Here is an 18576-nt window from a genome sequence, read left to right on the forward strand (position 1 = left end):
ATCCACAGGTTGAGGGTCGATTCGACCCGGTTATCCACCTGTGCGTAGCCGGTGTCCCCCTAGTTATCCACAGGGTCGTGTTTTCCGGCGGCCCGGCCAGGTGCCCGGGGCTACGGTGGCCGCATGGACGCCGACACGCTGCTCGACCTCGACCACGGACACCTGTGGCATCCCTACGCCGAGGCCGTTCCCTCCGTCGCTCCTCAGCCCGTGGTCCGGGCCGATGGAGTGCGGCTGACGCTCGCCGACGGCCGTGAGCTGGTCGACGGCATGTCGTCCTGGTGGGCGGCGATCCACGGCTACAACCATCCGCGACTCAACGCCGCGGCCCGCGAGCAGCTCGACGCGATGGCCCACGTGATGTTCGGCGGGCTCACCCACGAGCCCGCCGTGCGCCTCGGCCGGCGCCTGGCGCGGATGACCGGCCTGCCCAAGGTCTTCCTGGCCGACTCCGGTTCGGTGGCGGTGGAGGTGGCCATCAAGATGGCCCTCCAGTGCACCGGCAGGAGCCGCCTGCTCACCGTCAGGGGCGGCTACCACGGCGACACCTTCGGGGCCATGTCGGTCTGCGACCCGGTCAACGGCATGCACCACCTCTTCAGCGGAGTGCTGCCCCGCCATGTCTTCGCCGACCGGCCGCCAGGGGGATACGGCCTGCACCCCCGCCCCCAACCTCCCGGCGCCGCTCCAGGCACCCGTGCGGGTTCGGGCGCGGACGCCGATGCGGGCGGTGGGCCCGAGTGCGGGTTGCTCGCCGGCTCCGTCGCAGGCACTGGGCCTAGGGGCGGGCCGCTCGCCGGGTCCGGTCCGGGCTCGGGTGGTGGTCCGGCTGGTGGGGCGTGTTCCGGTTCGGTGAGGAGAGGCGAGGGGGAGCGGGCGGGCCGCCCTGAGGGGGCGACCGTCGGGGGTGATGTCGTCGACCAGGGATATCTCGATCATCTGGCCGAGGTGGTGGAGCGGCACGCCGGGGAGCTGGCGGCGATCATCGTGGAGCCGGTGGTGCAGGGTGCCGGAGGCATGTGGTTCTACCACCCCGCCTACCTAGCCCGATTGCGGCAGTTGGCCGACGAGTACGGCCTCCTGCTCATCGCCGACGAGATCGCGACCGGCTTCGGCCGCACGGGTGAGCTGTTCGGCTGCGACCACGCGACCGTCAGACCCGACATCATGTGCGTCGGCAAGGCCCTGACCGGCGGCTATCTCACCATGGCCGCCACCTTGTGCACGGCCGAGGTCGCCGAGCGCGTCGGCGTGCTCATGCACGGGCCGACGTTCATGGCCAACCCGCTGGCGGCGGCGGTCGCCGTCGCCTCGCTGGAGCTGCTCGACGAGCGCCCATGGCGTGAGGAGGTCAAGCGCATCGAATCAGGCCTCGCCCACGGGCTTGCCGAGGCCGCCGCCGCTCCCGGGGTGAGAGACGTGCGGGTCCTCGGCGCGATCGGGGTGATCGAGACCGAGCAGCCGGTCGACGTGGCGATGGTCCAGGAGGTCGCGATGCGGCACGGCGTCTGGTTACGGCCCTTCGGGCGCCTTATCTATACGATGCCGCCCTACAACACCGACTCCACCGCCCTGGCCCAGATCACCACGGCCATGACCGCCGCCGTCGTCGGGGTCAGGTGACCTCTTGGGCTTCCTGAGGGGCACGGGAGGAGGTGCCGCCGGTCAGGAGACGGTAGAGGAGGGCGCTGACGACGTAGCCGACGGAGGCGATCACCAGCACGAGGTACGACTTGCCGTTGGGCGGGAGCAGGATCGCGGCGACCGCGGCGGCCAGGACGAACATGCCGTTGAACAGCATGTCGTAGATGGAGAACACCCGCCCGAGATAGGCGTCCTCGACGTCCCGCTGCACGATCGTATCGGCGCAGATCTTCACGCTCTGGCCGTTCACACCGAGCACGAAGCCCACGACGAGGAACCCTAGCTGGTGGAACGGCAGGCAGAGCAGCAGTTCAAGCACTCCCGCCGAGGCCAGCATGATCGGGATCCAGGACTCGGGCCGGAAGCGTTCGGTCGCCCACGGTGTGATCAGGGCGGCGACGAAGAAGCCCACGCCCGAGGTCGCGAGCACTCCGGTGACCTGGTTCAGACCGGCCTCGACGTTGCTCGTGAAGTAGTAGCGGTACAGCATGGCCACCATCACGATCGTCATCCCGTACAGGAACCGGTGGGCGGCCATGCTGGCGAGCGCCGCGGCCGGGGTCCGTGTGTGGACGACGTGGCGCGCGCCGTCGATCATGCCGACGATCACGTTGCGGACGGCTTGGCGGGCCTGCGGGCGGTTCGCGTCGAACGACGGGCCGAGCAGGGTCCTGTGCATCCTGGAGGCGATCAGCGCGCTGAAGCCGAACATCAGACCGGAGATGACGAGCAGCAGCGCCGTCCCGGTGTGCGAGGAGCCGAACGCCAGGCGGAGCAGGTAGCCGGTACCGGCGCCGATGAAGGTGGCCACCGTCCCGGAGGTCGGGGTTACGGCGTTGGCGAGCAGCAGACGCTCCCCTTCGACCACGTGGGGGAGCGAGGCGCTGAGCGCTGACAGGAAGAACCGGTTGACACCCAGCACGGCCAGCGCCGCGGCGTAGAAGCACCAGTCGGGGGCGTTCAGCGCGACCAGCAGGGCGGCGAGACCCAGCAGGGTGCCTCGGACGATCGGCGCGACGACCAGGATCTGACGGCGGGACCATCGGTCGATGAACACGCCGGCGAACGGGCCGAGGATGGAATATGGGAGCAGAAGGACAGCGAAGGCCACGGCGGCTTCGGCGGCTGTGGCCTGCTTCTCCGGTGTAAAGAAGGCGTAGCCCACCACGGCGAACTGAAAGATGCCGTCGGAGAACTGCGAGAGGAGGCGGGTACCGAACAGACGCCTGAAGTCCCGGCCCCGAAGGACGGCACGGAGGTCGGAGACGAAAGACACGCGGGCCAGCCTACTGGCAGCCTGTCGAACGCCACATCGGGAACAACCCTGATATCCCCTGACTCGACCCAATGAACTCATTCCATAACGGGAGGGCGGGTCGTATCTCCGCCCCTACGGCCGCGAGCGGAAAACACGCCCGGCCGCGGGGCGAATGTGGTGGCTACGCGGAAAATCGACACCGGTCCCACGATGGCGCCGGAAGCAGTCGGCGGCCGCGATCGTCCCGGAGACGTGGAGGGGCGACCTCTCGCACCGAGGGCGGGCAGATGCGGGCGGGGAAGTCTCGCGCCGAGGGCGGGGCAGGTGTGGGCGGGTGGAGTCTCGCGCCGAGGGTGGGGCAGGTGTCGGCGGGTGCGCCAGAGCGGCGTCGGCTCCCCGATAGTGCGGGGAGTGGTCGGGGGCTTGGGGGTGCCCTCGTGGATGTGAACGGCCGGCACCTTGGTCGTACATGCCCATCTGGGTTGGAGGCGTCGGGGGTGGGGCCGCCTTCGTGGTGGTGGTGGGAGTGGTTGGCGTGTGAGGCCTTCCGCCGGTACGGGGTCGGTGCGCTTCGGGGGTGTGGGTGTCGTATGTGGGCGGGGTTGGGGTCGTGGGAGGACCCTGGGGGCGGGGGAAGGTTGCAGTTCCTGGTTCGGGGTGGGGAAGGTTGGAGTTCTTGGTGGGGGGCGTTTTTCGGCCTCGGTATTCGGGAGGTAGAGGGGCGGTCCACTGGGAGTGACTTTTGCCCATCCGGAGGTAATGGTTTGTTCGGTCTGGGGAGCCGCAGGCGGGTGGGAGCGGCCGGATGGTGAACATGATCACGTAATCTCGGACAGGTGAACCCTGACGAACATGTCGTGCTCGTGGACGCGCGAGGCGAGGCGATCGGCACCGCGCCCAAGACCGAGGTGCACGGCGCCGACACCCCGCTTCACCTGGCGTTCTCCTGCTATGTGTTCGACGGCGAGGGCAGGGTGCTGCTGACCCGCAGAGCGTCGCACAAGCGCACCTGGCCGGGGGTGTGGACCAACAGCTGCTGTGGCCACCCCCTGCCCGGAGAGTCCCCGAAGGCGGCGGTCGCCCGCCGGCTGGCGTACGAGCTCGGGCTGGGCGCCGCCGAGGTCGAGCTGGTGCTGCCGGAGTTCGCCTACCGCGCGGTGATGGAGGACGGGACGGTCGAGCACGAGATGTGCCCGGTCTACCGGGCGTTCGTGACGGGTGATCCCCGGCCGAACCCGGACGAGGTGAGCGCGACGCGGTGGATGCCCTGGAAGGAGTTCACCGACGACGTGATGAGCGGCCTGCTGGCGATCTCTCCGTGGTGCGGCGAGCAGGTGCCGCTGCTCACGACCCTCGGCGCCGATCCCTTCACCTGGCCCGCCGCCGACCCCGCCGACCTTCCCCCGGCGGCGCGCATCCCTTCATGAGCGGCCCGGCCGTCGGAGACGCGAGAAGCGTCCCGGTTCCAGGGGAACCGGGACGCTTCTCATGTACCGGCATGCCGGATCAGAGGCTTCAGCGCTCGACCTCGCCGCGGATGAACTTCTCGACGGCCTCGCGGGCGTCGTCGTCGGAGTACTGCTCCGGCGGCGACTTCATGAAGTAGGAAGAAGCGGACAGGATGGGGCCGCCGATGCCGCGGTCCATGGCGATCTTGGCGGCGCGGATCGCGTCGATGATGACGCCCGCGGAGTTCGGGGAGTCCCAGACCTCCAGCTTGTACTCGAGGTTCAGCGGGGTGTCGCCGAAGGACTTGCCCTCGAGGCGGACGTAGGCCCACTTGCGGTCGTCGAGCCACGGCACGTGGTCGGACGGGCCGATGTGCACGTCGGCCTTGGCCATCTCGTGCGGGATCTGCGAGGTGACGGACTGCGTCTTGGAGATCTTCTTGGACTGGAGGCGCTTGCGCTCCAGCATGTTCATGAAGTCCATGTTGCCGCCGAAGTTGAGCTGGTAGGTGCGCAGCAGCTCCACTCCGCGGTCCTCGAACAGCTTGGCCATGACCCGGTGGGTGATGGTGGCGCCGACCTGCGACTTGATGTCGTCGCCGACGATCGGGATGCCGGCGTCGGTGAACTTCTTCGCCCAGACGGGGTCGGAGGCGATGAAGACGGGGAGCGCGTTGACGAAGGCCACGCCCGCGTCGAGGGCGCACTGGGCGTAGAAGCGGTCGGCCTCCTCCGAGCCAACCGGCAGGTAGGACACCAGGACGTCGGCCTTGGACTGCTTAAGGGCGGCGACGACGTCCACGGGCGTCTCGTCGGACTCCTCGATCATCTCGAGGTAGTACTCGCCGAGGCCGTCGTAGGTCGGGCCGCGCTGCACGGTGACACCGGTCGGCGGCACGTCACAGATCTTGATGGTGTTGTTCTCGGAGGCGACGATGGCCTCCGAGAGGTCACGCCCGACCTTCTTGGCGTCGACGTCGAAGGCCGCCACGAACTCCACGTCGCCGACGTGGTAGTCGCCGAACTGGACGTGCATCAGGCCCGGCACCCGCGTGGCGGGATCGGCGTCCTTGTAGAAGTGCACACCCTGCACCAGCGCCGCGGCACAGTTGCCGACACCTACGATGGCTACGCGCACGGAACCCATCGCACTCGCTCCTTTACTCGTTCGTCTTGTCAGGAACGGGCTCGGCGTCCTGCGCCTGCGCCCTGTCCGCCCTTGCCCGTACGGCTTGCGCTCGTTCGGTATCGATCAGCTCGTTCAGCCAGCGCACCTCGCGCTCGACCGATTCCAAGCCGTGGCGCTGTAACTCCAGCGTGTAACTGTCCAATCGCTCTGCCGTGCGGGCGAGAGCCGTCCGAACCGCGTCGAGTCGCTCCTCCAGACGGCTTCTGCGACCTTCGAGGATGCGTAGTCGTACCTCCGCCTCGGTGTGGCGGAAGAAGGCGAAGTGAACCCCGAAGCTTTCGTCCTCCCAGGAGGACGGGCCCGCCTGGGTGAGGAGCTCCTGCAGTCGCTCCTTGCCCTCGGCGGTCAGCTTGTAGACGATCTTCGATCGGCGGCCCGTCAGGGGCAGCGCGGTGTCGCGTGCCCCTTGCGCGGAGGTTCCGGAGCCACATTCGGCCGGCGGCTCCTCCGCGATGAGCCCGTCGGCGAGGAGCTGCCGAAGGCACGGATAGAGCGAGCCGTACGAGAACGCGCGAAACATTCCGAGCAGGGCGTTGAGCCGTTTGCGCAGCTCATAGCCATGCAGGGGTGTTTCGTGGAGCGAGCCGAGCACGGCCAGTTCCAGCACTCCGCCCTTGCCGACCGCCACTGGAACCGCCCCCTCTCGCGTGGATGTGTTCCGCCGATGTATCGAGCCGATACATCAGGAGGATACGTCTGCTCGGCATACTGCGCAATGAAGAAATCCGTCAAGCGGTTGGGCGGAATAGATAAAAAAGTCGTAGTCTGGCGACCATGTGGTCACAGCGAGGGGTCGTGGACTACGGCCTCGCGAAGCGGGCGACCGTGCAGTCGCTTCGCTCCGGTCGCATGGCCAGGCGTGATGTGTGCGATGCTCATCCCTACCTTTTGCGAGCCGCCCGCCTTCTCGGCGAGCCCACCCAGCGCGCCTGCCCGATATGCGAACGCACGAACGTGACGCATGTCACATATGTGTACGGTGACCAGCTCGGTCGCAGCGCAGGACGGGTAAAGGCCACGTCAGACCTCGTTCAGATGGCCCATGAATACGGTGAATTCCGGGTCTACGTTGTCGAGGTCTGCCAAGGTTGCTCATGGAATCACCTGACGGTTTCCTACGTCCTAGGCAACGGCGAGCCACCGGGCGACTCCGGCGCAGATGGACAGACAGCGGAGAAGTAGTCCAACGCGGTCTGATTCACAGCTTCAGGAGGTAGCCTCCCGCCCTGCCGCTGACAGACGTCGAACACCCTCCGATCGCCAGATGACCCAACGAGGATGCGTGAGTTACAGCAGCAATGGCCCTGAGCCGACCGGCCGCCCCGACGAGGGCCCCGGTGGATCTCCTCGCCCGGGACGGCGCCGTCGCTCCGCTCAGGGGGACGCGCCCGCCGGGTACCAGGCGCGGCGCTCGGCGCCAGGCCCTGATGCCACATCTCCTCGGCGTGCCATGCCGCCGCAGGGCGCGCAGCCCCGCCGCGCGGAGGCCGCCTTCGAGGACACGCAGTCGATGGGACAGGTGGCCCCACCACCCCCACGCCGGCAGGGCGAGCCGACGGGACAGATGCCTCCTCGCCCCCAGCAGCCTCAGGCCCGCAGCGAGATGGCCGGGGCCGAGACCGTGGTGAGCCGCGAGGGCGGTGGCCGGCGCGGCCGCAGGGCGTCCGGTGGACGAGGCGGCCGCGGGGCCGGTGACGGATCCGCCGGCAGGGGCCCCGGGCGCGGAGGGTTCGACGACGACGGCGAGCCGCCGCGCAAGAGGGGATGGAAACGGTTCCTCCCCAACTGGAAGATCGTCATGGCGGGCTTCGTCGTGCTCGCGGCGGGTGTCTTCGGCATGATCGCCGTGGCCTACGCCAACACTCCTCTGCCCGACGAGAACAGCGCCAAGGAGACCGCCACCTCCCAGGGCAGCACGATCTACTACGCGAGCAAGGACGCCAAGGGCAAGCCCGAGGTGCTCGCGAAGCTGGGCACCAAGCGCATCAAGCTCGAAAATCTGAAGCAAGACGTCCCTGAGGTCGTCCAGGACGCGGTCATCGCCGCCGAGAACGACACCTTCCGCGAGGACTCCGGCATCTCGCTCTCGGGCATGGTGCGCTCGCTGTGGAACACCGCGAGCGGTAAGCAGGTGCAGGGCGCCTCCACCATCACCCAGCAGATGGCGCGTGGCTACTTCAACAACCTCAGCAACGAGCGGTCGATCACCCGGAAGATCAAGGAGATCTTCATCGCGGTGAAGCTGGACAAGGAGTGGTCCAAGGACAAGGTGCTCCTCTACTACCTGAACATCGTGCCGTTCGGCCGTAACACCTACGGCATCGAGGCCGCGTCCAGGGAGTTCTTCGGCAAGAAGACCAAGGACCTCAACGCCGCCGAGGCCGCCTACCTGGCGGGGCGCATCCAGCAGCCCGGCAACTTCGACCTCCAGGAGGGGAAGGGCGACCGCAGCGGCACCGAGTTCCGCTTCAACTATGTGCTCAAGCAGATGGCGAAGATCTGGCCGCAGAAGGTCGCGCCGGGCAACGTCAAGTACGCCGACCTGCCGACCACCGCGAAGTTCCCGAAGATCAAGAAGCAGTCGTTCAAGAACTACTACAGCGGCTTCCGCGGCTACATGATCAACGCGGTCATGAACGAGCTCCAGCAGCGGAACGGCCTGAAGCAGGCCGACATCGAGACCGGCGGCTACAAGATCTACACCACCTTCGACAAGAAGCTGATGCAGGCGGCCGCCGACGCCGTCCAGAACAACACCACGGGGTTGTCGCCCGAGATCCATGCCTCGCTGGCGGCGGTCGATCCGCGCAACGGCCGGGTGATCGCGTTCTACGGCGGCAAGAACTATCTGGGCAAGCACCCCGACCAGTTCAACGACGCCTTCGACGCCCACAAGCAGGCCGCCTCGGCGTTCAAGCCGTACGTCCTGGCCGCCTGGCTCGAGGCCGGTTACAGCCTGAACAGCTACGTGCCCGGCAACGAGACCGTGCCAAAGGTGCTGCCCGGCACGACCAAGGTCACCAACGAGGAGCGCATGCCGTCGGGCATCACCGTCACCTCGGCCACCGCCCACTCCATCAACACCGCCTACGCTTCCATGGCGTACAAGCTGGGGCTGGACAAGGTGAAGCAGATCGCCGAAGGGGCCGGCATCCCCAAGGACGAGCTCGACCGGGACGAGACGGCCCACAAGTACCTGCTCTCGATCGGTACCGCCATCGTCACCCCGCTGGAGCAGGCGGCCGGCTACTCGATCTTCGCCAACGAGGGCAAGCACTACAAGACCCACGTGGTGCAGAAGGTCGACAAGGTCGACGGCACCCCCTTCATCCCCGAGGACACCACCTTCACCCGGGTGATCTCGCCCACCTCGGCGGCCGACGCCATCGAGGCGCTGCAGGCGGTGGTCAAGGAAGGAACGGGCCGCGGCGCCGCGCTGCCCGACCGCCCGGTGGCCGGCAAGACCGGTACCAACTCCGAGAACAAGGAAGCCTGGTTCGTCGGCTTCACCCCGCAACTGTCCACCGGCGTCGGCATGTACCGCGAGGAATGCGTGCGGATGAAGGGGAACAAGGTGGTCAAGAAGCTGAACGGCCGGGAGATCTGTCCCAACGGCTACGTCGGCAGTGAAATCTCTCTCGGCAACATCCAAGGTGCCACCTACCCGAGCCGCATCTGGCGGGCGTTCATGATGGAGGCGATGAAGGGCCAGCCGGTTCAGCAGTTCCCCGAGCCCGCCAACGCCGGCACGCCGATGAACATCGTGGAGAAGCCCGCTCCGTCGCCGACGCCCACCCCCACCGACGACACCGGCTTCCCGAACGGCAACGGTGACCCGAACGGCAACGGCGATCCGAACGGCAACGGTGACCCGAACGGCAACGGTGACCCCAACGGCGACAACAACGGCGGTGGCGGGGACAACTGTCTGCCCTGGGACGACGCCTGCAACGGAAACGGCAACGGGAACGGACACGGCAACGGGAACAGCGGCGACGATCCGTTGAACCAGGGCTCCGTCCAGGCGAGCACGCCGCCCAGCCCGACACCGTCCGGTTCCCGCCGCTCGACTGCCACGCCGTCACCGTGACCGGATGATCGAATAACGTCATGAGCCGATCGACGCACGTTCCCGGTCCCGTCAGCCGCCTGCTGACGCTGGCGCGCGAGGTTCCGCCGACGGTCCCCTTGGGGGTCCTCGCGGCCTGCGGCGCAGTGCTCGCGTACCTGTGGAAGGCGCCCTGCCGGTTCGGCGGGGCCTGGAACGACGGCACCCAGCAGTTCCTGAACTTCTGCTACACGGACATCTATCCGCTGTGGTGGAACGAGAAGCTCGATCAGGGGCTCGCGCCGTACTTCGGTCATCCCGTGGAGTACCCGGTCGGCATCGGCTCGCTGATGTGGGTGATCCAGCGGCTCGTGTTCGGGCTGAACGAGCCCGGGGTCTGGTTCTACGACCTGACCGTGCTCGTCATGGCGGTGTCGCTGGTCGTCGGGGTCGTGCTCATGGCGTCCCTGTCCCGGCTGCAGGGCCGGCCGTGGGACGCCGCCTGGTACGCGGTCGCGCCGGCGGTGATCCTCGCGGCGTTCATCAACTGGGACCTTCTGTGCGGCGCGCTCAGCCTCGGGGCGTTCGTCGCCTGGTCGAGACGCAACCACGTCCTCACGGGGGTGCTGCTGGGCCTGGCCGTCGCCACGAAGTTCTACCCGCTGGTGTTCTTCGGCCCGTTGTTCCTGCTCGCCCTGCGTACGCGCAGGTTCCCCGCCTTCCTGTCGGCCGTCGCGGGTGCGGTGGTCACCTGGGTCGTGGTCAACCTGCCGTTCATCGTGCTGGCGTTCGACGGCTGGAAGCGGTTCTACGTCTTCAGCAGCGAGCGCGGGGCCGACTGGGGTTCGATCTGGTACTTCTTCCAGATGAAGCAGTGGCCGCTCCTCGGCGACCCGGCGCGGCTCGACATCCTCGGCATCGCGTCGTTCGGGGTGCTGTGCCTGGCGATAGCCCTGCTCACGCTCACCGCGCCGGTCCGGCCGAGGCTGATGCAGTTGAGCTTCCTGGTCCTGGCCGCCTTCATGGTCACCAACAAGGTCTGGTCGCCCCAGTACGTCCTGTGGCTGGTGCCGTTCGCCGTGCTCGCCCGGCCCAACTGGAAGCCGCTGATGTTCTGGCAGCTCGCGGAGGTCTGGTACTTCTTCGCGATCTGGCTCTACCTGGTGGGGATCCAGCCGGGCAACGAGGCGCTCGGCATCGGCGACTTCACGTACTTCACGGCCGTGTGGGGCCGGGTCATCACCATCGCGGTCATGGCGGCGTTCGTGGTGCGCGACATGCTGAGGCCGGAGCACGACCTGATCCGGGCGCAGGGGCTCGACGATCCGGCGGGTGGCGTCTTCGACCGGGCCGAGGACCATGTCGTCCTGCGCCTGACCCGTCCGGGCGGGCCGAAGGAGCCCCTGCCGAACTCCGTGTGACCCGCCGGCGGCCGAGATCCGTCGCCACCGACCTGATCAAAAGTCCAGGATGAGCATCTATTCTCCTATGCGTGCAAACCTCCCCCCAGGAGATGGTTTCTCCGCTTCCGGAGCGTCGATCCGACGACGAGGCGCTGCTGCTCTGGCTGGGCACCCGTCTGGGGATCGTCGTGGTCGCCACGGTGGGGGCGGGCGTACTGGCGGGAGACAAGCCCCTGGCGCCGTTCCTGTCGCGCTGGGATCACTGGGACGCCAAGCTCCTGGCCGACATCGCGGAGTTCGGCTATGACGGTGACCCCGCCGCCAACCCCGACCCCGGCCTTCCGGCATTCTTCCCCGGGATGCCCCTCGCCCTCCGATTGGTGCATCTGATCGTGCCCGACTGGTCGCTCGCGGGCCTGCTGATCTCATTCGTCGCCGGAACGGTCGCGATGGTGGCTCTGGCGCGGCTGGCCGAGTTCGAGGGTCCGCAGGGCGCGGGCGGGCGGGCCGTACTCGCCCTGCTCCTCTGCCCGACCGCGGTGTTCCTGTTCGCGGGCTACAGCGAGGCGCTGTTCCTGGCGTTCGCCGTCCCCGCCTGGCTGTACGCCCGGCGCGGCCGCTGGCCTGTGGCGGCGCTTCTCGCGGCGGGGGCGTCCTGTGTGCGGATCACCGGCCTGTTCCTCGCGCTGGCGCTGATCGTGGAGTTCGTCATGCGCCGGCAGCGGGCGCGCTCGGCCCCGTGGCTGCTGCTCCCGTTCGTGCCCCTCGTGCTCTACTCGGCCTACCAGCACGCGCGCACGGGTGACTGGCTCGCCTGGCAGCACGCCCAGGAGGCCGGGTGGGGACGGCACATCGTCTGGCCGTGGAAGTCGTTCTGGACGACCCTGCAGATGGCGACCGGCGACGGGCAGTTCGTGTGGGCCTTCCGCTTGGAGATGGCCGGAGCCGTCCTCGGGATCGCGGCGGTGGTCTGGCTGCTGATCGCCCGCCGGTGGAGCGAGTTCCTCTACGTCGGCCTGCAGCTCGGAGCGCTGCTGTTCTCGGCGTACTACCTGTCGATCCCGCGGTCGGCGCTGCTGTGGTGGCCGATCTGGGTCATGCTCGGCGGGATCTTCACCAGGCGCCGCTCGGCTCTGGTGGTGTACGCGCTGGTGGTGGGGCCGCTGATGGTGCTCAACACGGTCAGCTTCATCAACGGCGCCTGGGCGGGCTGAGGCCCGGCGACGGTCCGTCCACCAGCGCGAACGCCGGCTGTACCCACTTTCGCCGTGGAGTAATCCAGGGACTTATCCACAGGCTGTGGATCAAAGGTGATCGCGGAGGAAGGCGATGTCCGCGGCCTGTCCGTCGCCCGGCGTCTCGACCACGATCGGCGCGCCCGCCGCGCGGCAGACCCCCAGGATGAGCTCCGGGTCGATCTGCCCCTTGCCCAGGTTGGCGTGACGGTCGGCGCCGGAGTCGAAGGCGTCGCGGGAGTCGTTGCAGTGCACCAGGTCGATGCGGCCGGTGATCGCCTTCACCCGGTCGACCACGTCGACGAGGTCCTCGCCGCCGGCGTGGGCGTGACAGGTGTCGAGGCAGAAGCCCACGTCGAAGCCGTCGAGGGCCTCCCACAGGCGGGCGATGCGCTCCAGCTTGCGCGCCATGGCGTTCCCGCCGCCCGCGGTGTTCTCGATCAGGACCGGGATGGGCGTCTCGAGCCGCTCGAACACCTTGCGCCAGTTGTCGAACCCGAGCTGTGGATCGTCGTCCTTGTTCACGTGGCCGCCGTGGACGATGAGGCCCTTGGCTCCGATGGACGCCGCCGCCTCGAGCTGGCTCGCGAGGAGCTTGCGGCTCGGGATGCGGATGCGGTTGTTGGCGGTGGCGACGTTGATGACGTACGGCGCGTGCACGTAGACGTCGACGTCGGACGCCTTGAGCGCGTCGGCGTTCGCGGGGAGGACCGGCCCCTTCCAGCCCTGGGGATCGCCCAGGAAGAACTGCACGACCTCGGCGTCGCGGGTGGCCGCGTGGGCGAGGGGGTCGTCTTGGTCGACGTGAGCTCCGATACGCACCATGGGTCGAGCGTAGCCGTTTCAACGACCCCGGCAGGGGCAGTGGGGCGGCGGGTTGGTACGCCCGGAGACCCGCGTACCGAGACATATAGGAGACGACTGTGGCCTACTATCGCCGCGGGGTCAGCCTCTTAGGTCTGATCTACATCCTCATCGGCATTTATGTCGCCTGGCTTCACGACTACATCACCCCGAGCCTGCTGAAGAAGATCGCCCAGGCACTACTGGCGGTCTTCCTCTGGTTCCTGATCCTGCTCGGCGTCGACCTGCACATCGGGGGCTGATCCCCGGGTTCGCCGAAGGGGCGCCTCGGGGAGCGCCCCCCGGGTGGCACGACAGGTCAGGGGATGAAGCCCCCGTGATAGATGCCCGTGGCCACCCCGACGAACGACATCACTATCGCGAGGATGTTGAGCGAACGCTCGGGGGTCGTGGCCGAGACGTACTGCGAGTACATGCCCAGGAGGAATCCCGTCGCACCGGCCCACGAAGCGACCATGTGGGCGCTCACGATCAGCCCGCTGACGATGGCCACCACCCCGCAGGCCAGGGCCACCAGCGACAAGGTGTTCTCGAAGGGGTGTCTCCTCCCGTCCGTGTTCAACTTCAGACGGCCGAGTGCGAGACGAATGCGCTCGCTCTCGTGCGGGTGCAAGGCGTGGGGCATCGGGACCACCTCCCCTTCCTTCTCTGCGTGACGGTACCCTTACGGACGGCCGGTAATCGCCGTCAGGTGGTTATAGAGCCTGGTAGACTCCTTGGGCTGCGTTTGCTGTGCGCGTGTAGTCCACCGCGCGGTCGCCCCGCCGCCGAAGGCGGGGGCGAATGACGTCAGCGTCCTCCTGTCACGGCATGGTGTCGTGACCGCAAGAGTCCAGAGGAGGTAGGAAGTCCATGCGTCGTTACGAAGTGATGGTCATCCTCGACCCGTCCCTCGATGAGCGCACCGTGAGCCCGTCGCTCGACCAGTTCCTCGGCGTCATCCGCAACGACGGCGGCACTGTGGAGAAGGTCGACGTGTGGGGCCGTCGCCGGCTGTCCTACGACATCGCCAAGAAGTCCGAGGGCATCTACGCCGTCATCGACCTCACCGCCGCTCCGGCCACGGTCAAGGAGCTGGACCGTCAGCTCAACCTCAACGAAGGCATCCTGCGCACCAAGGTGCTGCGCCCCGACATGCACTGAAAGCCGCTTCGGCTCATGCCGAAGCCCGGCTTTTGTCGGACGGTAGCCGTACTCTGAGGCCCAACAGGCTGCGCAGATTCACGAAGGCGAGAGCGACCGATGGCAGCAGGCGACACAACGATCACTATCGTCGGCAACCTTGTCGACGACCCCGAGCTGCGTTTCACCCCTTCGGGGCAGGCCGTGGCCCGGTTCCGCATCGCATCCACTCCGCGGTTCATGGACCGCCAGACCAACGAGTGGAAAGACGGCGAAAGCCTCTTCCTGACCTGCAACGTGTGGCGTCAGGCGGCGGAGAACGTCGCCGAGAGCCTTCAGCGCGGCATGCGGGTCATCGTCCAGGGGCGGCTGCGCCAGCGGTCGTATGAGACCAAGGAAGGCGAGAAGCGCACGGTCTACGAGGTCGAGGTCGACGAGGTCGGCCCGTCCCTGCGCAACGCCACCTGCAAGGTCAACAAGACCTCTCGCGGTGGTGGCGGCGGCGGTGGCGGGTTCGGCGGCGGCGCCGACGACCCGTGGGCCTCGGCCACTCCGGCGCCTCCCGGTGGCGGCTACGGTGGTGGTGGCGGCGGCTACAGCGGTGGCGGCTACAACCAGGGCGGCTACGGCGGTGGCGGCGGCGGCGACCTCAGCGACGAACCGCCTTTCTGATCACCAATCACCAGTTTCGATCCAGTAACCGATCGACCATTCCCGCATTATGCGGGGCTCTCTTAGGAGGAGCACCACGATGGCGAAGCCGGCACTGCGCAAGCCGAAGAAAAAGGTTTGCCTGTTCTGCCATGACAAGATCTCCTACGTCGACTACAAGGACACGGCGCTGCTGCGGAAGTTCATCTCCGACCGCGGCAAGATCCGTGCTCGCCGGGTGACGGGCAACTGCACCCAGCACCAGCGCGACGTGGCGACCGCGATCAAGAATGCCCGTGAGATGGCGCTGCTGCCGTACACGAGCACCGCGCGCTGACAGGAGGCTTTCGAGATATGAAGCTCATTCTCACCACCGAGGTCTCCGGCCTCGGCGCCCCCGGTGACATCGTCGAGGTCAAGGACGGCTACGGCCGCAACTACCTCATCCCGCGCGGTTACGCCATCCGCTGGACGCGTGGCGGCGAGAAGCAGGTCGATTCGATCAAGAAGGCGCGCGACGCCCGTGAGATCCGCGACCTCGGCACCGCGAAGGAGGTCGCCGGCCGGCTCGGCGCCCTGCGGGTGCAGCTGAAGACGCGCGCCGGCGAGTCCGGCCGCCTGTTCGGCTCCATCACCACCGGCGACATCGCCGAGGCCGTCAAGGCCGCCGGCGGTCCCGCCCTCGACCGCCGTCGCATCGAGATCGGCAACCCGATCAAGAGCGTCGGCTCCCACCGCGTCTCGGTCCGGCTCCACCCCGAGGTGGCCGCCAACCTCGACGTCGAGGTCGTCGGCGCCTGAGCGTCCCGGCCTCTTCGGTCACGAGGACCCCTTCCCTGCCAAGGGAAGGGGTCCTTCCGTTCCCGGCGGGTGTCCGACCGACGGCGGGAAAGGTACGGCGGGGGCCCGCACTGCCCTCTTTACCGCCGCGCCTGTCCATTCGGCGCCGGGACGGCGGGAAGGGGTACGGCGATGCCGGCGTCGTTGTACGGTGTCCGCCATGATGTAACACCCAAGGAAGACGTCCTTTTTAGGGGTCTTAAGTCCGGTATGTGGTAATCAGTGCTTCCCGCTATCCTGGGCGGCGAATTCCCTCAGGTAAACCCGTTCTGGAGGCATGGATGCTCCGTCCCTCGATGCTGCTTGCGCTTGGCGCCCTCGCGACGGCGGCGGTAGCCTGCGCACCTGCCTCCGACACCTCCACCGCGTCCGGCTCGGCGAGCGCGAACCCCTCGGCCGCCGCTTCCTGCGCGAAAGACCAACTGAAGCTCACCAAGCCCGGCACGCTGACCATCGCCACCGACAAGCCCGCCTACGAGCCCTGGTTCAAGGACGACAAGCCGGCGAACGGCCAGGGCTTCGAGAGCGCCGTCGCCTACGCCGTCGCGAGCAAGCTCGGCTTCGCGCAGAACGAGGTGACCTGGGCGGTGACGCCGTTCAACTCGGCCTTCGCCCCCGGGCAGAAGCAGTTCGACTTCGACGTCAACCAGGTCTCCATCACCCCGGCCCGGGCCAAGGCGGTCGACTTCAGCCACGGCTACTACACCGTCAAGCAGGCCGCCGTCGCCCTGAACGGCTCGAAGTTCGCCTCCGTGACCTCGCTCGCCCAGCTCAAGGACGCCAAGATCGGCGTGCAGGTGGGCACGACGTCCCTGCAGGCGGTCAAGGACGTCATCAAGCCCGGCGCCGAGCCCAACGTCTACAACGAGCAGATCGACGCGGTGAACGCGCTGAAGAACAAGCAGGTGGACGTCGTGGTGGTCGACCTGCCGACCGCTTTCTACGTCACCGCGGCGCAGGTCGACGGCGCGAAGATCATCGGACAGTTCGGCAGCGGCTCCGGCACCGCCGAGCAGTTCGGCCTGGTCTTCCAGAAGGGCAGCACGCTGGTGAGCTGCGTCGACAAGGCGATCGACGAGCTGACGTCCTCCGGCGAACTGGCGAAGATCGAAACCCAGTGGCTCGGCTCGGCCGCGGGTGCGCCGGAGCTGAAGTGAGCGACCCCTCCGGCTCCGCCTCCCCGGAGGCGACCGGCTCACCGTCCGACATGTCGGGCCGGCCCCCCGCGGACGCGGTGCCGTCCGACCTGCTGCAGCAGGACGGACGACCGGCCGGCGCCGTGTGGGTGAAGAGCGAGCGGCAGCGTGAGCGGGAGCGGCTGCGGCGGCGCACGGACCTGCGATCGAGCTCGGTGGCGACGGTCTCGACGATCGTGTTCATCGTCCTGCTGGTCTGGCTCGTCACCGCCTCGGCCGGCTGGCCGAGGGTCAAGGAGACCTTCTTCGACCCCGGCCAGTTCGCCGACGCGTTGCCCGACGTGCTCACGGGGTTCCTGCTCAACATCAAGATCTTCCTGATCGCCGAGCCGCTGATCCTGATCGTCGGCCTGCTGGTGGCGCTGGTCCGCAACCTGCACGCTCCGGTGTTCTTCCCGCTGCGGTCCCTCGCCGTGCTCTACACCGACGTCTTCCGTGGCGTGCCGACCATCCTGGTCATCTACCTGGTCGGCTTCGGGCTGCCCGCGCTCCAGCTCCAGGGCGCGCCCTCCGACCTCGCCACCTTGGGGATCATCGCGCTGACGCTGTCGTACGGCGCGTACGTCGCCGAGGTGTTCCGCTCCGGCATCGACTCGGTGCACCCCAGCCAGCGGGCCGCCGCCCGGTCGCTCGGTCTGTCCCACGGCCAGGCCATGCGGCACGTCGTGCTGCCGCAGGCCGTACGCCGGGTCGTCCCGCCGCTGCTCAACGACTTCGTCTCCCTGCAGAAGGACACCGCCCTGGTCGCCACGATCGGGCCGCTGGAGGCGCTGCGGCAGGCGCAGATCCACGCGGCCGAGACCTTCAACTACACCCCGTACCTGGCTTCGGCGCTGCTGTTCATCCTGCTGACCATCCCGATGGCCCGCTTCACCGACTACCTGGCGGTCCGTTCACAGAGGCGGCGAGGCGCGTGAGCGAGCCGACCGCGACCTCCGTCCTGCGCGTCGAGGGCGTCTGGAAGCACTACCACCGGCACTGCGTGCTGCGTGGCGTCGACCTGACGGTCGACTCCCACGAGGTGGTCTGCCTGATCGGGGCCTCCGGTTCGGGCAAGTCCACCCTGCTGCGCTGCGTCAACCTGCTGGAGACCGTCGACGACGGCGCCATCCACCTCGACGGCACCGAGATCACCGATGTCCGGGCCGACCCTGACGACGTGCGCAAGCGCATCGGCATGGTCTTCCAGTCCTACAACCTCTTCCCGTCCATGACCGTGCTGGACAACATCACGCTGGCGCCGAGGAAGGTGCACGGCGTGGCCAGGGCGCGGGCCGAGGAGGAGGCCCGGGAGCTGCTGGGGCGGTTCGGGTTGTCGGACAAGGCCGGCGCCTACCCCGATCGGCTCTCCGGCGGGCAGCAGCAGCGCGTGGCCATCATCAGGGCGCTCGCCACCCGGCCACGCCTCCTGCTGCTCGACGAGGTGACCTCCGCCCTCGACCCGGCGCTGGTGGGCGAGGTACTGGAGATCATCCGTGAGCTGAAGGAGTCGGGGATGACGATGGTCCTGGCCACCCATGAGATGGGGCTCGCCCGGGACATCGCCGACAAGGTGTGCTTCCTCGACCAGGGTGTCCTGCTGGAGCAGGGGACGGCCGAGCAGATCTTCACCGACCCCCGCGAGCCGCGCACCCGGGAGTTCCTGAAGCGGGTCCTGGACGTGCGGAGGCTCTGACCG

19 protein-coding genes are annotated in these 18576 nt (G+C 68.0%); 14 read left to right on the top strand and 5 right to left on the bottom strand.

The genetic code is table 11. From position 1 onward, the window contains the following. The first annotated feature begins 123 nt into the window (after positions 1-123). Positions 124-1623 (top strand): aspartate aminotransferase family protein, encoded by a 1500-nt coding sequence (locus KIK05_RS46925; RefSeq protein WP_250562855.1) that lies wholly within the window; start codon positions 124-126, stop codon positions 1621-1623. On the opposite strand, the gene KIK05_RS15550 is transcribed toward KIK05_RS46925, so the two are convergent. Next, positions 1616-2920 (bottom strand): MFS transporter, encoded by a 1305-nt coding sequence (locus KIK05_RS15550; RefSeq protein WP_214411417.1) that lies wholly within the window; start codon positions 2918-2920, stop codon positions 1616-1618. The genes KIK05_RS46925 and KIK05_RS15550 overlap by 8 nt on opposite strands. 818 nt (positions 2921-3738) lie before the next feature. Between KIK05_RS15550 and idi the strand changes: the two genes are divergently transcribed. Further along, on the top strand, positions 3739-4329 hold the full coding sequence (gene idi, locus KIK05_RS15555; protein WP_214411418.1) for an isopentenyl-diphosphate Delta-isomerase: 591 nt from the start codon (positions 3739-3741) through the stop codon (positions 4327-4329). An 88-nt stretch (positions 4330-4417) separates the two neighbouring features. Here idi and KIK05_RS15560 read toward each other — a convergent pair whose 3' ends face one another. Continuing rightward, positions 4418-5497, bottom strand: a complete 1080-nt coding sequence (locus tag KIK05_RS15560; protein WP_214411419.1) for an inositol-3-phosphate synthase — start codon at positions 5495-5497, stop codon at positions 4418-4420. 13 nt (positions 5498-5510) lie between these two features. After that, positions 5511-6167: a PadR family transcriptional regulator gene (locus tag KIK05_RS15565; protein ID WP_214411420.1), complete on the bottom strand. Its 657-nt coding sequence runs from the start codon at positions 6165-6167 to the stop codon at positions 5511-5513. Between the two features lie 146 nt (positions 6168-6313). On the opposite strand from KIK05_RS15565, the gene KIK05_RS15570 reads away from it, so the two are divergent. The 4 genes from KIK05_RS15570 (at position 6314) to KIK05_RS15585 (ending at position 12204) form a co-directional block, all read left to right on the top strand. Beyond that, a complete protein-coding gene (locus KIK05_RS15570; RefSeq protein WP_214411421.1) occupies positions 6314-6721 on the top strand; it encodes a DUF5318 family protein in 408 nt (135 codons plus the stop codon). 268 nt (positions 6722-6989) lie between these two features. After that, positions 6990-9629 carry a transglycosylase domain-containing protein gene (locus KIK05_RS15575; protein ID WP_214411422.1) on the top strand — a complete coding sequence of 880 codons (2640 nt, stop codon included), beginning with the start codon at positions 6990-6992 and terminating at the stop codon, positions 9627-9629. A gap of 20 nt (positions 9630-9649) precedes the next feature. Beyond that, positions 9650-11008: a glycosyltransferase family 87 protein gene (locus tag KIK05_RS15580; protein WP_214411423.1), complete on the top strand. Its 1359-nt coding sequence runs from the start codon at positions 9650-9652 to the stop codon at positions 11006-11008. A 71-nt stretch (positions 11009-11079) separates the two neighbouring features. Further along, positions 11080-12204, top strand: a complete 1125-nt coding sequence (locus KIK05_RS15585) for a mannosyltransferase family protein (protein WP_308249934.1) — start codon at positions 11080-11082, stop codon at positions 12202-12204. Between the two features lie 90 nt (positions 12205-12294). On the opposite strand, the gene KIK05_RS15590 is transcribed toward KIK05_RS15585, so the two are convergent. After that, positions 12295-13050 (bottom strand): deoxyribonuclease IV, encoded by a 756-nt coding sequence (locus tag KIK05_RS15590; RefSeq protein WP_214411424.1) that lies wholly within the window; start codon positions 13048-13050, stop codon positions 12295-12297. Positions 13051-13148: 98 nt separating this feature from the next. Here KIK05_RS15590 and KIK05_RS15595 point away from each other — a divergent pair, with 98 nt between their 5' ends. After that, on the top strand, positions 13149-13331 hold the full coding sequence (locus tag KIK05_RS15595; RefSeq protein ID WP_214411425.1) for a hypothetical protein: 183 nt from the start codon (positions 13149-13151) through the stop codon (positions 13329-13331). 56 nt (positions 13332-13387) lie between these two features. On the opposite strand, the gene KIK05_RS15600 is transcribed toward KIK05_RS15595, so the two are convergent. Then, complete coding sequence (locus tag KIK05_RS15600) at positions 13388-13714, bottom strand: hypothetical protein (protein WP_214411426.1); 327 nt, start codon at positions 13712-13714, stop codon at positions 13388-13390. Between the two features lie 227 nt (positions 13715-13941). Here KIK05_RS15600 and rpsF point away from each other — a divergent pair, with 227 nt between their 5' ends. From rpsF to KIK05_RS15635, 7 genes are all read left to right on the top strand, one after another. Next, positions 13942-14232, top strand: coding sequence for a 30S ribosomal protein S6 (gene rpsF / locus KIK05_RS15605; RefSeq protein WP_214411427.1), 291 nt, complete (start codon positions 13942-13944; stop codon positions 14230-14232). 99 nt (positions 14233-14331) lie between these two features. Further along, positions 14332-14883, top strand: a complete 552-nt coding sequence (locus KIK05_RS15610) for a single-stranded DNA-binding protein (RefSeq protein ID WP_214411428.1) — start codon at positions 14332-14334, stop codon at positions 14881-14883. 79 nt (positions 14884-14962) lie between these two features. Beyond that, positions 14963-15199, top strand: coding sequence for a 30S ribosomal protein S18 (gene rpsR / locus KIK05_RS15615; RefSeq protein ID WP_061256131.1), 237 nt, complete (start codon positions 14963-14965; stop codon positions 15197-15199). A 17-nt stretch (positions 15200-15216) separates the two neighbouring features. Beyond that, positions 15217-15663: a 50S ribosomal protein L9 gene (gene rplI / locus KIK05_RS15620; protein ID WP_214411429.1), complete on the top strand. Its 447-nt coding sequence runs from the start codon at positions 15217-15219 to the stop codon at positions 15661-15663. Positions 15664-15998: 335 nt separating this feature from the next. Then, positions 15999-16859 (top strand): ABC transporter substrate-binding protein, encoded by an 861-nt coding sequence (locus KIK05_RS15625; RefSeq protein WP_250562856.1) that lies wholly within the window; start codon positions 15999-16001, stop codon positions 16857-16859. Beyond that, on the top strand, positions 16856-17815 hold the full coding sequence (locus KIK05_RS15630; RefSeq protein ID WP_308249935.1) for an amino acid ABC transporter permease: 960 nt from the start codon (positions 16856-16858) through the stop codon (positions 17813-17815). The genes KIK05_RS15625 and KIK05_RS15630 overlap by 4 nt, the downstream gene beginning before the upstream one ends. Then, positions 17812-18573 carry an amino acid ABC transporter ATP-binding protein gene (locus KIK05_RS15635; protein WP_214411431.1) on the top strand — a complete coding sequence of 254 codons (762 nt, stop codon included), beginning with the start codon at positions 17812-17814 and terminating at the stop codon, positions 18571-18573. The genes KIK05_RS15630 and KIK05_RS15635 overlap by 4 nt, the downstream gene beginning before the upstream one ends. Positions 18574-18576 lie beyond the last annotated feature (3 nt).

The organism is Sphaerisporangium fuscum (assembly GCF_018531465.1).
Taxonomy (GTDB): domain Bacteria; phylum Actinomycetota; class Actinomycetes; order Streptosporangiales; family Streptosporangiaceae; genus Sphaerisporangium; species Sphaerisporangium fuscum.

Excerpts from the sequence above, each read along its gene's own strand:
- KIK05_RS46925 (WP_250562855.1), top strand. The coding sequence starts at position 124 with ATGGACGCCGACACGCTGCTCGACCTCGACCACGGACACCTGTGGCAT.
- KIK05_RS15560 (WP_214411419.1), bottom strand. The coding sequence starts at position 5,497 with ATGGGTTCCGTGCGCGTAGCCATCGTAGGTGTCGGCAACTGTGCCGCG.
- KIK05_RS15570 (WP_214411421.1), top strand. The coding sequence starts at position 6,314 with ATGTGGTCACAGCGAGGGGTCGTGGACTACGGCCTCGCGAAGCGGGCG.
- KIK05_RS15575 (WP_214411422.1), top strand. The coding sequence starts at position 6,990 with ATGCCGCCGCAGGGCGCGCAGCCCCGCCGCGCGGAGGCCGCCTTCGAG.
- KIK05_RS15580 (WP_214411423.1), top strand. The coding sequence starts at position 9,650 with ATGAGCCGATCGACGCACGTTCCCGGTCCCGTCAGCCGCCTGCTGACG.
- KIK05_RS15590 (WP_214411424.1), bottom strand. The coding sequence starts at position 13,050 with ATGGTGCGTATCGGAGCTCACGTCGACCAAGACGACCCCCTCGCCCAC.
- KIK05_RS15600 (WP_214411426.1), bottom strand. The coding sequence starts at position 13,714 with ATGCCCCACGCCTTGCACCCGCACGAGAGCGAGCGCATTCGTCTCGCA.
- rpsF (WP_214411427.1), top strand. The coding sequence starts at position 13,942 with ATGCGTCGTTACGAAGTGATGGTCATCCTCGACCCGTCCCTCGATGAG.
- KIK05_RS15610 (WP_214411428.1), top strand. The coding sequence starts at position 14,332 with ATGGCAGCAGGCGACACAACGATCACTATCGTCGGCAACCTTGTCGAC.
- rpsR (WP_061256131.1), top strand. The coding sequence starts at position 14,963 with ATGGCGAAGCCGGCACTGCGCAAGCCGAAGAAAAAGGTTTGCCTGTTC.
- rplI (WP_214411429.1), top strand. The coding sequence starts at position 15,217 with ATGAAGCTCATTCTCACCACCGAGGTCTCCGGCCTCGGCGCCCCCGGT.
- KIK05_RS15625 (WP_250562856.1), top strand. The coding sequence starts at position 15,999 with ATGCTGCTTGCGCTTGGCGCCCTCGCGACGGCGGCGGTAGCCTGCGCA.